At 60.4% G+C, this 12,944-nt stretch carries 13 protein-coding genes and 1 pseudogene; 11 read left to right on the top strand and 3 right to left on the bottom strand.

Annotation, left to right across the window (positions count from 1 at the left end):
* Positions 1-178 precede the first annotated feature (178 nt).
* The 4 genes from ACWKV5_RS06085 to ACWKV5_RS06100 all read left to right on the top strand — a co-directional run bounded on the left by ACWKV5_RS06085 (position 179) and on the right by ACWKV5_RS06100 (position 4,964).
* Positions 179-1,087 carry a LysR family transcriptional regulator gene (locus tag ACWKV5_RS06085; RefSeq protein ID WP_483840581.1) on the top strand — a complete coding sequence of 303 codons (909 nt, stop codon included), beginning with the start codon at positions 179-181 and terminating at the stop codon, positions 1,085-1,087.
* Positions 1,088-1,326: 239 nt separating this feature from the next.
* Positions 1,327-2,520 (top strand): CaiB/BaiF CoA transferase family protein, encoded by a 1,194-nt coding sequence (locus tag ACWKV5_RS06090; protein ID WP_483840582.1) that lies wholly within the window; start codon positions 1,327-1,329, stop codon positions 2,518-2,520.
* Entirely contained in the window at positions 2,517-3,443 is a 927-nt protein-coding gene (locus ACWKV5_RS06095) for a hydroxymethylglutaryl-CoA lyase (RefSeq protein ID WP_483840583.1), read from the top strand. The genes ACWKV5_RS06090 and ACWKV5_RS06095 overlap by 4 nt, the downstream gene beginning before the upstream one ends.
* A 189-nt stretch (positions 3,444-3,632) precedes the next feature.
* On the top strand, positions 3,633-4,964 hold the full coding sequence (locus tag ACWKV5_RS06100) for an MFS transporter (protein WP_483840584.1): 1,332 nt from the start codon (positions 3,633-3,635) through the stop codon (positions 4,962-4,964).
* Between the two features lie 139 nt (positions 4,965-5,103).
* On the opposite strand, the gene ACWKV5_RS06105 is transcribed toward ACWKV5_RS06100, so the two are convergent.
* Positions 5,104-5,592, bottom strand: a complete 489-nt coding sequence (locus ACWKV5_RS06105) for a DMT family transporter (protein WP_483840585.1) — start codon at positions 5,590-5,592, stop codon at positions 5,104-5,106.
* A 77-nt stretch (positions 5,593-5,669) separates the two neighbouring features.
* Between ACWKV5_RS06105 and ACWKV5_RS06110 the strand changes: the two genes are divergently transcribed.
* From ACWKV5_RS06110 to ACWKV5_RS06130, 5 genes are all read left to right on the top strand, one after another.
* Positions 5,670-6,635, top strand: a complete 966-nt coding sequence (locus tag ACWKV5_RS06110) for a LysR family transcriptional regulator (protein WP_483840586.1) — start codon at positions 5,670-5,672, stop codon at positions 6,633-6,635.
* Between the two features lie 45 nt (positions 6,636-6,680).
* On the top strand, positions 6,681-7,319 hold the full coding sequence (locus ACWKV5_RS06115; RefSeq protein WP_483840587.1) for a LysE family translocator: 639 nt from the start codon (positions 6,681-6,683) through the stop codon (positions 7,317-7,319).
* Positions 7,320-7,337: 18 nt separating this feature from the next.
* Positions 7,338-8,687: a sensor domain-containing protein gene (locus tag ACWKV5_RS06120; RefSeq protein ID WP_483840588.1), complete on the top strand. Its 1,350-nt coding sequence runs from the start codon at positions 7,338-7,340 to the stop codon at positions 8,685-8,687.
* Between the two features lie 117 nt (positions 8,688-8,804).
* Complete coding sequence (locus ACWKV5_RS06125) at positions 8,805-8,963, top strand: KGG domain-containing protein (RefSeq protein ID WP_081744010.1); 159 nt, start codon at positions 8,805-8,807, stop codon at positions 8,961-8,963.
* Between the two features lie 75 nt (positions 8,964-9,038).
* Positions 9,039-9,542 carry a DUF4142 domain-containing protein gene (locus ACWKV5_RS06130; RefSeq protein ID WP_483840589.1) on the top strand — a complete coding sequence of 168 codons (504 nt, stop codon included), beginning with the start codon at positions 9,039-9,041 and terminating at the stop codon, positions 9,540-9,542.
* A 65-nt stretch (positions 9,543-9,607) separates the two neighbouring features.
* On the opposite strand, the gene ACWKV5_RS06135 is transcribed toward ACWKV5_RS06130, so the two are convergent.
* Positions 9,608-10,018 (bottom strand): low affinity iron permease family protein, encoded by a 411-nt coding sequence (locus ACWKV5_RS06135; RefSeq protein ID WP_483840590.1) that lies wholly within the window; start codon positions 10,016-10,018, stop codon positions 9,608-9,610.
* Between the two features lie 208 nt (positions 10,019-10,226).
* On the opposite strand from ACWKV5_RS06135, the gene tam reads away from it, so the two are divergent.
* On the top strand, positions 10,227-10,997 hold the full coding sequence (gene tam, locus ACWKV5_RS06140) for a trans-aconitate 2-methyltransferase (protein WP_483840591.1): 771 nt from the start codon (positions 10,227-10,229) through the stop codon (positions 10,995-10,997).
* A gap of 139 nt (positions 10,998-11,136) precedes the next feature.
* Here tam and ACWKV5_RS06145 read toward each other — a convergent pair.
* Positions 11,137-11,865, bottom strand: a pseudogene (locus tag ACWKV5_RS06145) (class I SAM-dependent methyltransferase).
* A 446-nt stretch (positions 11,866-12,311) separates the two neighbouring features.
* On the opposite strand from ACWKV5_RS06145, the gene ACWKV5_RS06150 reads away from it, so the two are divergent.
* Positions 12,312-12,494 carry a hypothetical protein gene (locus ACWKV5_RS06150; protein WP_483840592.1) on the top strand — a complete coding sequence of 61 codons (183 nt, stop codon included), beginning with the start codon at positions 12,312-12,314 and terminating at the stop codon, positions 12,492-12,494.
* Positions 12,495-12,944: the final 450 nt, after the last annotated feature.

Below are 12,944 nucleotides of genomic sequence, written 5' to 3' on the forward strand. Positions count from 1 at the left end.
GATGAAACCGTCCGTGTGTTTCCAGACTTTACAGCGTGCGGTGTGGGCGCTGAATCGGCCGTTTCCTGTTCGGTTGAGTGTTACAAGAGATTTACGTGTAGGGCGATGGCGTGTGAGGTTGTGGGCCAAAACCGGGCTATCCTGCCGACTCAGCCGAACTGAAGTCATCGAGCCCTCCATGCTGCAAAAAAGCCTGATCCGCCGTCTCGACCTGATCACCCTCCAATTGTTCGTCGCCGTCCACGAAGAAGGCACGCTGACCCGCGCCGCCGCGCGTGAAGCGATCGCGGTGTCGGCGGCCAGCAAGCGCTTGATGGAACTGGAAGAGGCGCTGGGGATCAGTCTGTTCGTACGCCAGGCCAAGGGCATGACCCTGACACCGGCCGGCGAAACCCTGCTGCACCATGCCCGGCAGATGCTGTTCAATGTCGAGAAAATGGGGCTCGAGCTGGGTGAGCACAGCCACGGCATTCGCGGTTATGTGCGGATGCTCGCCAACCTGTCGGCGATCATTCAGTTTTTGCCCGAGGACTTGCGCGACTTTTCCGAGCGCCATCCGCAGGTCAAGACCGACCTCGAGGAACGCCCCAGCAGCGGGGTGATCCAGGGGGTGCTGGATGGCGTGGCGGACCTGGGCATTTGCTCCATCGACAGCGACACCAAGGGTTTGCACAGCGTGCTGTACCGGCAGGACAAGTTGATGGTGTTGATGCTGCCCGATCATCCGTTGGCCAGCCGTTCGAGCCTGGCGTTTGCGGACACGCTGGACAGCGATTATGTGGGACTGCATTCGGCCAGTTCGATCAACATGCGCACCCATGCGGCGGCGCGCCAGGCGGGCAAGGTGTTGCGATTACGCATTCATGTGCCGGGTTTTGATGCGATGTGCCGGATGGTCCAGGCCAACATGGGCATCGGGATTTTGCCGCAGAAGGCCTATGAATTGTTTGGCCGGGCGTTGGGGCTGCATGCGGTGCCGTTGACGGATGAGTGGTCGGATCGGGCGTTGATCATTGTGGTGCGGGATGAGGCGGGGTTGTCGCCTGTTAGCCGGATGTTGTTTGAGCAGTTGCGTGGGGCGCTTTGATGTTTCTCGGTTGGATGGTCGGGCCTCTTCGCGAGCAGGCTCGCTCCCACAGGGGATTTGTGGACGCCGCAGATCAAATGTGGGAGCGAGCCTGCTCGCGAAGGCGGCCCTGAATTCACCGAACATCGCCAGCCGAGCGTTCGCGTTTCACGAACGCCCGTTGCCAACTGAAGGTTGGATTCCTTGACCCCGGCTCCTCTAGCCTTGGCACATATTCCAAGAACAAGAGGTACCCCGCGATGACTGCCCCGTTAAGTGCAATCAAAGTGATCGAGATCGGCACGCTGATCGCTGCCCCCTTCGCCGCGCGCATGCTCGCCGAATTCGGCGCCGAAGTGATCAAGATCGAAGCCATGGGCCAGGGCGATCCCCTGCGCAAATGGCGCAAGCTGCACGAAGGCACCTCGCTGTGGTGGTACCTGCAATCGCGCAACAAGAAGTCCCTGGCGCTGAATCTCAAATCCCCTGAAGGCATCGAACTGGTCAAGCAATTGGCGACCAGCGCCGACGTGTTGATCGAAAACCTGCGCCCCGGCGCCCTGGAAAAACTGGGCTTGGGCTGGGACGTGTTGCACGCCCTCAATCCCAACCTGACGCTGGTACGGATTTCCGGTTACGGCCAGACCGGCCCCTACCGTGATCGTCCGGGTTTCGGTGCCATCGGCGAGGCCATGGGTGGGATTCGCTACACCACCGGCACCCCCGGCTCACCGCCGGCGCGGGTGGGCGTCAGCCTCGGTGATTCCCTCGCATCGCTGCACGCAGTGATCGGTGCCTTGATGTCGCTGCTGCGGGTCAAGACCGGGCAGGGCGGCGGGCAAATCGTCGATGTGTCGCTGGCCGAAAGCGTATTCAACGTCATGGAAAGCCTGGTGCCGGAATACGACATGCTCGGCCATGTCCGTGAGCGCAGCGGTGGTGCCTTGCCGGGTATCGCCCCGTCCAATACCTATCTGACGGCCGATGGCGCTTACGTGGTTATCGCCGGCAACAGCGACCCGATCTACAAGCGCTTGATGGAGGTCATCGGCCGGCGCGATCTGGCGGACGCGCCGGAGTTTGCCCATAACGACGGCCGTGCATTGAAAAGCAATGTGCTCGACGCTGCGATCACCCACTGGACCAGCAGCCTGCCGATCGACGCCGTATTGTCGGCGCTGGAAGCGGCCGAAGTCCCCGCCGGGCGCATCTATTCGGTGGCCGACATCGTCGCCGACCCGCATTATCAGGCGCGGGATATGCTGCTCAGCGCCGACCTGCCGGGCGGCGCCACGGTGAAGATGCCGGGCATCGTGCCGAAACTCTCGGAAACCCCTGGCGGTGTGAACTGGTCGGGGCCGAGCCTGGGCCAGCACACCGACGGAATTCTCGCCGGGCTAGGCCTGACGGACTCCGATATCGAACGCCTGAAAACTGAAGGGGTGGTGCAATGATCACTGACTTTTCGCAGACCCTGATCGTTCAGGAAGTCTCGCCGCGCGACGGTTTGCAGATCGAGCCGACCTGGGTCGAAACCGTCGACAAGATTGCCCTGATCGATCAACTGTCGCTGGCCGGGTTCAGCCGTATCGAAGCCGGTTCGTTTGTCTCGCCCAAGGCCATTCCGGCATTGCGCGATGGCGAGTCGGTGTTCAAGGGCATCACCCGGCAACCGGGGGTGATCTACGTCGCGTTGATCCCCAACCTCAAGGGCGCGCAACGGGCATTGGCGACGCGGGCCGATGAGCTGAACCTGGTGATGTCTGCCAGCCAGACCCACAACCTGGCGAACATGCGTATGCGCTGCGAAGACTCGCTGGCCGCGTTCGGTGAGATCGTGCAGTACGTCGGCGGCACGCAGGTGCGGCTCAACGGCAGCATCGCCACCACGTTTGGCTGCCCGTTCGAAGGCAAGATTGATGAGGATCGCGTGCTGCAAATCGTCGATGCTTATCAAGAGCTTGGGATCCAAGGGATTACTCTGGCCGACACCACTGGCATGGCCAATCCACGACAGGTTGATCGGCTGGTACGTCGTGTCCTGCAACGGGTTTCGCCCGCGGATTTGACTCTGCATTTTCATAACACTCGCGGCCTCGGCTTGTGCAACGTGTTGGCCGCTTATGAGGCCGGAGCCCGACGTTTTGATGCAGCGCTCGGCGGCCTTGGCGGCTGCCCGTTCGCGCCGGGTGCTTCGGGCAATATCTGCACTGAAGACTTGGTCAATCTGTGCGATGAAATCGGCATTCACACCGGCATCGACCTGCCGCTGCTGCTGCGATTATCCCGAGGATTGCCCGCACTGCTGGGCCACGAAGTGCCGGGTCAACTGGCCAAGGCCGGCCGCAATTGCGACCTGCACCCGACGCCTTCCTGACCCACCACGATCACCCCTGTGGGAGCGAGCTTGCTCGCGAAGACTGAGTCACATCCGACATGGATGTCGGCTGATACACCGCTTTCGCGAGCAGACTCGCTCCCACAATGAAAAGCTCTGCAACCAAGCCTCTCAACCAGACAACAAAAACAATCGGACACCCACGGGAAGTCCGCCTGGAGAACCACCATGAGCCTCAATGTACTGGAGGCGGGCGCGAGCCCGTCCGTTAGCCACGACGAAGAAAAAGCCCTGGTCAGCAAGGTCGCCTGGCGCCTGATGCCGCTGATCATGGTCTGCTACCTGTTCGCGTTTTTCGACCGCATCAACATCAGCTTCGCCAAGTTCCAGTTGCAGACTGACCTGAGCCTGAGCGACACCGCTTACGGCCTCGGCGCCGGGCTGTTTGTGGTCGGCTACGTGCTGTTCGAAGTGCCAAGCAACATGATGCTGTACAAGGTCGGCGCGCGGCGCTGGATCGCCCGGATCATGATGTCCTGGGGCCTCGCCACCGCGGCCATGGTCTTCGTCAACAGCGAATGGCAGTTCTACGCGCTGCGCTTTGTGATCGGTGCGATGGAAGCCGGTTTTGCACCGGGCGTCCTGTATTACCTGACGCTGTGGTTCCCGCAGCACTATCGCGGCCGGATTACGTCCATGCTGTTTCTGTCGTCGGCGTTTGCCGGTCTGGTCGGCGCGCCGTTCTCCGGGCTGGTGCTGCAACACCTCGACGGTTTCCTCGACATGCGCGGCTGGCACTGGTTGTTCCTGCTCGGTGGCGTGCCGTGCATCGGCCTCGGTTTGCTGGTGCTGACCTTGCTCAAGGACCGCATCGAAGACGCCCATTGGCTGACCGCTTCCGAGAAGACCCTGCTGGCCAGCCGTATCGCGCACCATGAACCGCACAAGAGTGGCGGCTCGCTGCTCGCCGCGCTGCGTATTCCGGGCTTCCTGAAGCTGGGGCTGATCTACTTCCTGATCCAGGTGGCGTCCTACGGCTTGAATTTCTGGGCGCCGCAACTGATCCGCAGTGCCGGCACCGAAAGCCCGGTGATGATCGGTTTGCTCACCGCCATTCCTTACATCTGCGGCGCGATCAGCATGGTGGTGATCGGGCGCTTGTCCGACTCGACCGGCGAACGGCGCAAGTTTGTCGCCGGCCTGGTGGCGGTGGGCGCGGTAGGGTTCTTCTGCGCCGGGATCTTCGCTGATCACACGACCTTCCTGATTGTTGCGCTGGGCTTGCTTGGCGCCGGGATCATCGCGTCGATCCCGAGCTTCTGGACCCTGCCGCCGAAACTGCTGGCAGGTGCCGGTGCAGGGGCGGCGGGCGGGATTGCGGTGATCAACACCCTGGGCCAGTTTGGCGGCATCGTCAGTCCGGTCATGGTCGGGCGGATCAAGGACCTGACCGGCAGCACAACGCCGGCGCTGTATGTCATCGGTGTCTGCGCGCTGATCGCGGTTGCGCTGCTGATGTGGGGGTTGCCGCAGAAGCTGCGCACGCTCGACAAGTTCTAAAATCTGCATTGTCAGATAGATCGCTTTCGCGAGCAGGCTCGCTCCCACCCTGGATTTTTGTCACGCCAAAGATCTTTTGTGGGAGCGAGCCTGCTCGCGAAGACGGACTGACATTCACAGACGATCTTTTATGCGCCCATCAACCCGTCGCCACCAAGCCCTTCGCTGGCGCGCCACTGAACTGAATCAACGCCACCCCTGCCACCAACAAAACAGCCCCCAACACCCGCGGCAAGGTCATGTGCCGCTCCACTAAGCCGAACCACCCAAAGTGATCCAACACCAGCGCCGCCACCACTTGCCCCGCCAGCGCCAGCGCAATAAACCCTGACGCCCCCAGTTTTGGCAGCATGATCAGCGACAACGCAACAAAACACACCCCAAACGCCCCTCCAGCCCATATCCACAGCGGCGCCTTGCTGATAAACGACAGCGATGGCAACGGCAAGCGCAGCGCCAACATAATCGGCAACAACACCCCGATACTCACCAGCAACGACGCCAGCGTCGCCCACAACGGATGCCCCAGACCGCGCGTGAGGTTGGCATTGATCGCACTCTGAAAAGGCACCACCGCCCCGGCTATCACGGCCAGCAGCAACAGCCCGGCCCAATGCAACGTACTCATGATCCATCTCCAACAGGTTTTGCTGGACTCTAGAGTATTCGTCGCGCAGATTTAAATTCCGAATTGCTATCCAGAACATGCATCAGATGAATGATCTACGGCGCATCGACCTCAACCTGCTGGTGATCCTCGACGCCCTGCTCAGCGAGCAGCACGTGACCCGCGCCGCCGAGCGCCTGCACCTCAGTCAGCCGGCGGTCAGCCACGCCTTGGCGCGGTTGCGGGACATGCTCGGCGATCCATTGCTGGTGCGCGCGGGTGCGGGGCTGGTCGCCACGCCGCGAGCGCTGGAGTTAATGACACCGCTGGCCGAGGCGCTGGCCCAGGTGCAATCGCTGCTGGCACCCAACGCGTTCGATCCGGCCACCGCCAAACGCACCTTTCGCCTGGCGATGTCGGACTACGGTGCCGCTATTGTCTTGCCGGGGCTGATTCGAACCTTGCGCCGGGAAGCGCCGGGGATCGACCTGCAAATCACCCACGCCAGCCGCGAGGGCATGCTCGATGGCGTACTCAACGGCGATATCGACGTGGCGGCGGGGGTATTTCCGGAAATGCCGAACGAGCTGCGCAGCACCCCGTTGTTCGAAGAGCACTACGCCTGCCTTATCGACCGCAACAGCCTGCCGGCCGACGGCATCCTCGACCTGCCAACCTACCTCGCCCGCCCGCATGTCCTGCTGGAAATGCGCGGCAGCGGCACGCCCGAAATCGAACGGGCGCTGACCGCGTTGCGCGAGCGCCGCCGAGTGGCCGTCAGCCTGCCGCACTGGAGCGTTGCGCCGGAGTTCATCAGTGGTACGGATTTGATCCTGACGGTGGCTTCGCGAGGTTTGCTCAACATCGATCAGCGGTCGCTGATCGTCGTCCCGCCACCGTTTCATATTCCGTCGTTTACATTCGTGTTGGTTTGGCACAAGCGGCGGGGAGGGGATCAGGCGTTGAATTGGTTGAATGGGCGGATTGCGGAGGGCTTATCGACGACGGCCTTATGCCGCAATGAAGTTCTTCGACGATCTGTAAGTCCACGCGCAAGGACCTGAGATAGACTGGCGCCCATTCACCAGACAGTTCAAAAGGATTTCCTGATGACCCCATCGCTGCTAATGGCTGTTCTCGCCTCGGGCTTTATCTACGGCATCACGCCGGGGCCGGGTGTGTTGGCGGTGTTCGGCATTGGCGCGGCGCGCGGTCGGCGGGCGGGGGCGGGGTTCTTGTGCGGGCATTTGCTGGGCGATGTGGTCTGGTGCAGCACCGCGTTGATTGCGATTGTCGGCGCACGGGAAATCGGTAGCACGGCATTCGATGTGCTGGGCGTGTTCAGCGGGTTGTATTTGTTCTGGCTCGGCTTGCGTGCCGTGCGGGCGAAACGCAGCAGTGCCGAAGCGCCGCAAGGCGCGGCCCGCCAGCCGTTCTGGCACGGCATTCTGTTCGGTCTGACCAACCCCAAGGCTTACCCGGTGGCAGTGGCGACCTTCACGGCGCTGCTGTCTAGCCGCGCGGAGTTGCTGCACTGGTCGATGCTGCCGTGGTTGATTGCGCTGAGCTTCGTCGGTGGCCTGATCGCCTACGCTATTCTCATCGGCATCGTCGGTGCGCGGCAGGTTCGGACCCTGTATCAACGCCACGAACTGGCGATCACCCGGTTGTGTGGGGTCATGTTTATCGGTTTTGCCATTAATGCCCTGGTGCACGCGTTGCCGGGGCTGGTCACGAACAAGGCTTGAGGCCATATGCAGGACACCATGGCATCCAGAAATTCCGCGCCGTTGGCGAGCTACATCGATCTGTTGCTGGACGCCGTTTGTGCGGTCGACAAGCAAGGTCGCTTCGTTTTTGTCAGTGCAGCGTGCGAGCGCATATTCGGCTACACCGCCGATGAACTGATCGGTCAGCCGATGATCGACATGGTGCATCCCGGTGACCGCCAGCGCACCCTCGACGCCGCACGGGAAATCATGGGCGGCGAGCCCAAACTCAATTTCGAAAACCGCTACCTGCGCAAGGACGGTCAGGTGGTGCACATCCTCTGGTCGGCGCGCTGGTCGGAAGTCGATCAATTGCGCATCGCCGTGGCCCGGGACATCACCGAACGCAAGCTGGCCGAGTCCCGACAAGCAGCGTTGTACGCGATTTCCGAGGCCGCTCACGCGGCGGAAGACTTGCTGGCGCTGTTCAAGCGCATTCACCTGATCATCGGCGAATGGCTGCCCGCGCTGAATTTCTCCGTGGCGCTGTATGACGAACACTGCGCGCAGCTGAATTTTCCCTACCACGTCAACGACCACGAATTGCAACCCGAGCAGCCCGGCACCATCACCGGGCGCCTGTGTGCGGAAGTGATCCGCAGCGGCCTGCCAATTTTGCTGACCCCGGACCAGGGCCATTCGCCCGCAGGCTTTGAGACGTTGGTCGAGGGGCCGAATTCACCGTGCTGGCTGGGCGTGCCCCTGAATTCGCAGAACGGCACCATCGGCGCGCTCATCGTCAAAAGCGTTCCGGGTGGCGAACGCTACACCGAGCGGGACAAGGAACTGCTGCAATACGTCTGCGCCCAGGTCGCGACTGCCATCGAGCGCAAGCAATTGCATGCCCGGTTGCAGCGCATGGCGCAGTACGACCAGTTGACTCAACTGCCCAATCGCGAGCTGCTGCGAGATCGTCTCAAGGCTTCACTGGCGCTGGCCCGGGCCGATGGCGGGCGCATGGCGTTGCTGTACGTCGACCTCGACCGTTTCAAGGATGTCAATGACACCCACGGCCATGCGGTGGGCGACATGCTGTTGCAAGCGGTGGCCAATCGGATCAAGGGTTGCGTGCGCGAAACCGACACCGTGGCGCGCATCGGTGGGGACGAGTTTGTGGTGTTGTTGCACAGCATCCACGGCCTGGAAGACGCCGACAGCGTGGCGGAAAAAATCCTCCAGGTGCTGGCGCAGCCGCTGCGTCTGGATGGGCATAACCTGAACATCCACACCAGTATCGGCGTCGCTCGTTACCCCGAGCACGGCACCGAAGAAAAGCAGTTGTTCAAGCATGCCGACGAGGCCATGTACGCCGCCAAACGCCAGCATCACCTGCGCCTCGAAGTCTGAGATTTCGCCGCCGTTCGTCGCGGCGTTTTCAGGTTTTCTAAACCTTTTTGGGCTCGTTCATTCTGATTTTATGCGGGCTGTTGCTCGCCTGGATCATTTACCAAGAGGTAGAGAATCATGCCTAACTCAAGAAACTCGAACTCGGGAAACTTCGCCAACGATCGAACGAAGGCGTCTGAAGCCGGTCGCAAAGGTGGGAAAACCACCACAACGACTGTCGATAAAGACTCTACGAAACCCGAGATGGGCCGCAAAGGTCCTCAGAAGTCCAAGTAGTGATTGAAGGTGGTTTTGATCGAGAGGCGGGGGCGCAAGCTCCCGTTTGAATTTTTTCAGAAGGAGGGCGCGACCATGAGCCGGATGGCCACCCGAATACGTCATGCAGGTTTTGCCACGTTACTGGGATTGTGCGCCAGCAGTGCCTTTGCCCAGTCCCCCGCCGAATTCATCAACGATGCCTCGGCCCAAGGCATGGCCGACATCGAAGCCAGTCGCCTGGCGCACCAGAAAACCGAATCCAAAGAGGTCAAGGACTACACCATCGTCGTCATCAACGACCGCACCACCGCTAACCAACACTTGGCGAAAATTGCCAAACAACTGGATCTGCCGGTGGCCCCGCGCGAAGAAGTGGTCGACAAGGCCAAAGCCTTGATGCCGCAAGCGATGGACGGCGCGACCTTCGATCAGGCCTACGCCGCCAGTCAGGTGAAAACCACTCAGCAAGCCATCGAACAACTTCAGCAGGAAGCGCAAACCACGGACATACCGCAAATCAAAGCGTTTGCTGAAGAAACCCTGCCCAAACTGCAAAACCATCTGCAAATGGCCAGGGCGTTGCAGGCCGGTCTATAACCCGGGTTTACGATGTTTAAAGCAAACGGCGCGTGATTCACATCACGCGCCGTTTTTGTTTTTGCTCAGCACTTGTTCAAACCGTGTTTGTGCTGGCTCGTCGTCGCCAGCCCCGCCAGGTCATGCACATCTTTTTCGCCCATGGCCCGATAGTGCCGGCGCAGCGCCTCCAGTTGCTTGAGGTCCAGCAACTCCAGCCCCAGCATCGCGTTCTGCGCCTCCTTGTTCACCCGCAGCAACTCATCGATTTTCAAATGCAGGATGTCGGTGTCGCGGTTCTGCGTGTTCTGGATCAGGAACACCATCAGGAACGTGATGATCGTGGTTGAGGTGTTGATGACCAGTTGCCAGGTGTCGTTGAAACCAAAAATAGGGCCGCTCAGGGCCCACAGAATAATAAGAATCAGCGCGCCCATGAATGTCATTGGGCTGCCGGCCCACAGGGCGAGTTTCTGCGAGATCTTTGCGAATTTCATTGCCGTGTTCCTTATTGGGATGCGCCTGAATTTCAGACAGCGACGGCGTGTTGAAAATTCGACTTACATTTGCGGATTCAGCGGCGACGCAACCGAACAATGATTGCGCTGGCCAAAGGTGGGATAGGGCAGACAGCTCCTGCCGAGGTATCGTATCGGACCGGTTGTCTGCCTCTGGCCCACAACAACGCACCGACAGGAGAACGCAATGAGTTGGTCCGCCAAACAATACGTCGCTTTTGAAGATGAACGCACCCGCCCGGCGCGAGACCTGCTCGCCGCCATCCCGTCGGTGGAGGCGCGCTCGGCCATCGACATCGGGTGTGGTCCCGGCAATTCGACCGAGTTGCTGGTCAAGCGCTTCACCGGCGCCACGGTGCGGGGCGTCGACAGTTCGACCGACATGATCGAGGCCGCTCGCAAGCGCTTGCCAAATGTGCAGTTCGACACCGTTGATATCGGAACCTGGAACGATCGCGGCCCGTTTGACGTGATATTCGCTAACGCCGTGTTGCAATGGCTGCCCGATCACGCGACGTTATTGCCGTCGCTGGCCACCCGGCTGACCGAGGGCGGCAGCCTGGCAATCCAGATGCCCGACAACCTCAACGAACCCTCCCATCGTCTGATGCGCGAAGTCGCTGCCGAAGGTCCGTGGGCCAGCAAACTGGCGGACGCCGCCGGGCAACGCACAGAGATGGCCAGTGCCAGCGATTACTACTCGATGCTGCGACCACACTGTGCGCGCGTCGATGTGTGGCGCACCACTTACCATCATCCGCTGGCGGGTGGCGCGTCGGGTGTGGTCGAGTGGTTCAAGGGCAGCGGCTTGCGGCCGTTTCTCGAACCGTTGGATGAGGCGGAAAAGGCGCAATACATCAAGCGATATCACGCTGCGATCGAGCAGGCTTATCCGGCGTTGAACGATGGCTCGGTGCTGTTGCCGTTCCCGCGGTTGTTTATTGTAGCGACACGCTAAGAACACACTGAACCTGTGGCGAGGGAGCTTGCTCCCGCTGGACTGCGCAGCAGTCCCTTCTTTTTTGGTGAAGAGGGGGGCGCTCCGCACCCCAGCGGGAGCAAGCTCCCTCGCCACAGGTTATCCATCGCTGCGGCAATCAGCGCTCGACCGCTACCAGCAACATCATCGGCCGTTCCCGCTCTTCAGCCAGCGCCGGTTGCGCCGCCACCTCGGCATCGCTCGGCCCCCATTCGTTGACATGCTCGATGCTGAAACCCGCGCCAATCAGCGTATTGAACAGCGTGCCAAGGGTTCGGTGCTGCTTGATCACGCCTTCCGCCAGCCAGTTCGTCACCCGCCCGCCTTCCCGCTGATAGCTGTCCACCGGCCACCGCTTGCGGCCCTCGCCGTCGATCAACCATCCCGGATTGCGCGGGGCCATGAAGATCGGATGCTCGATGGAAAACACAAAGCGCGAACCTGGTTTAAGGGCCGCGTGGATCGTGGCGAACAACCCGGGCAGATCCTTGATGTAGTGCAACGCCAGTGAGCTATACGCCAGATCGAAACCGCCTTTGGGTAAATCAAGCTGTTCCAGATCTGCCCGTGATTACTGGATATTGCCCGCCGATGTGGTCTAGTGAGCCTGCTCCAGCATCTTCTCCGAGACGTCCAGGCCGAGCACACTGTCAGCGCCTTACTCACTGGCCCAGCGGCTGAACCAGCCGTAACCGCAACCGAGGTCCACTACCTTCAGCTCTTTCATCGGCGGCAGCATTGATTTGAGTGCTGGCCATTCCGGTGCCGCGTCGAGGCCTCCAAGGGAGCGGCCCATTTGGCTGTAGCCCTGGAAAAACTCCGGATCGTCGTAGATGTTTTGAGTCATGTCGGGTTGCTCTGTTGAGATCGTTCACGGGCGGCACTTGGGGCACGCCGATTGGTTTCCCTCGAAGCGTTGTAGCGCGTATTCGTTGACGGCCGCGCGGGGGGGCATTGGAAATGGTGAAAATGCGAGAGTATCCCGAAGAAACAAGGGTCAACAAGACGATCCACCGACCGGAAAACAGTTAACGCTCTTTCATGCGCAGCTCTCGGATTTTGCCTACAACCTAAGCGGGAATCACCCGCTATCCACTGGTGGGTAGATAGGAAATAGTGCTCCGTAGAACGGACTGCTGATAGGTGATGAGTGATTGACGTCCGACAGATTTTGCCGGCTTCGCAGAAAGCGATGCTTAGGTTGGCGGCTAAAAGCCGAGAAGGAGGATCAATGCTCCAGAACGACCGCGAAAATTCACGGACCCAAAACGGTCCGCGAGAGGAGAAAGAAACATGTCCACACATCGTAATCGAGCAAGCATCGAGCAATTGCATCGTGAGATGGAGGCTTTAGCTGAAGAGATGAGACGCCCGGCCCCGACCAAAATCCGCACTACGTTGTTGCCGTTCAGCATTGGTGCTGCGTTCGCGCTAACCCTGTTTGTCGCAGTCGCTTTTGTCGCAAAGCATCTTTAATTCTCTGTCGGCTCAGAAACCTTCTTTCGTACTATCGGAGGCGCTGAAACAAACCTCATCGCTGTGCCTCTCGGGCAACCTCCCATCAACTAGCGCTTGTCGGCTATCTACCGTCCTCAACTGATCGGCGGCGTCGTATAACTCACATCAGGTCCTGCCGCAGAATCCAGTCCGGATTAGTCGGCACATCGTCCCTCGTCCTGAATGCCAATCTGACCAGGCACCGCTATTAACCGAGTCGCCTCGGTTGTGTGCCGCAGAAGTCACCACCCTGTTCTTCCTGCAGCCGTGCCTTTTGGAAATGCCGCAGAGGTGAAGTCGCTCCGCTAAGTAGGGGGGGCTGCCATATCTTGGCTTCCATCATTTATGTAGCCGCGAAGTCTTCCTGAAACGCCGCATCGCCTGATTTAACGACTGCTACGCAGCCGAACGCAGGCTTCGCCAGCTGCG

The organism is Pseudomonas oplopanacis (assembly GCF_057128725.1).

What these genes read in the sequence shown, in the direction of transcription:
- ACWKV5_RS06095 (WP_483840583.1), top strand. Translation starts at nt 2,517, where the DNA reads ATGATCACTGACTTTTCGCAGACCCTGATCGTTCAGGAAGTCTCGCCG.
- ACWKV5_RS06120 (WP_483840588.1), top strand. Translation starts at nt 7,338, where the DNA reads ATGGCATCCAGAAATTCCGCGCCGTTGGCGAGCTACATCGATCTGTTG.
- ACWKV5_RS06105 (WP_483840585.1), bottom strand. Translation starts at nt 5,592, where the DNA reads ATGAGTACGTTGCATTGGGCCGGGCTGTTGCTGCTGGCCGTGATAGCC.
- ACWKV5_RS06090 (WP_483840582.1), top strand. Translation starts at nt 1,327, where the DNA reads ATGACTGCCCCGTTAAGTGCAATCAAAGTGATCGAGATCGGCACGCTG.
- tam (WP_483840591.1), top strand. Translation starts at nt 10,227, where the DNA reads ATGAGTTGGTCCGCCAAACAATACGTCGCTTTTGAAGATGAACGCACC.
- ACWKV5_RS06115 (WP_483840587.1), top strand. Translation starts at nt 6,681, where the DNA reads ATGACCCCATCGCTGCTAATGGCTGTTCTCGCCTCGGGCTTTATCTAC.
- ACWKV5_RS06100 (WP_483840584.1), top strand. Translation starts at nt 3,633, where the DNA reads ATGAGCCTCAATGTACTGGAGGCGGGCGCGAGCCCGTCCGTTAGCCAC.
- ACWKV5_RS06135 (WP_483840590.1), bottom strand. Translation starts at nt 10,018, where the DNA reads ATGAAATTCGCAAAGATCTCGCAGAAACTCGCCCTGTGGGCCGGCAGC.
- ACWKV5_RS06130 (WP_483840589.1), top strand. Translation starts at nt 9,039, where the DNA reads ATGAGCCGGATGGCCACCCGAATACGTCATGCAGGTTTTGCCACGTTA.
- ACWKV5_RS06125 (WP_081744010.1), top strand. Translation starts at nt 8,805, where the DNA reads ATGCCTAACTCAAGAAACTCGAACTCGGGAAACTTCGCCAACGATCGA.
- ACWKV5_RS06110 (WP_483840586.1), top strand. Translation starts at nt 5,670, where the DNA reads ATGCATCAGATGAATGATCTACGGCGCATCGACCTCAACCTGCTGGTG.
- ACWKV5_RS06150 (WP_483840592.1), top strand. Translation starts at nt 12,312, where the DNA reads ATGTCCACACATCGTAATCGAGCAAGCATCGAGCAATTGCATCGTGAG.
- ACWKV5_RS06085 (WP_483840581.1), top strand. Translation starts at nt 179, where the DNA reads ATGCTGCAAAAAAGCCTGATCCGCCGTCTCGACCTGATCACCCTCCAA.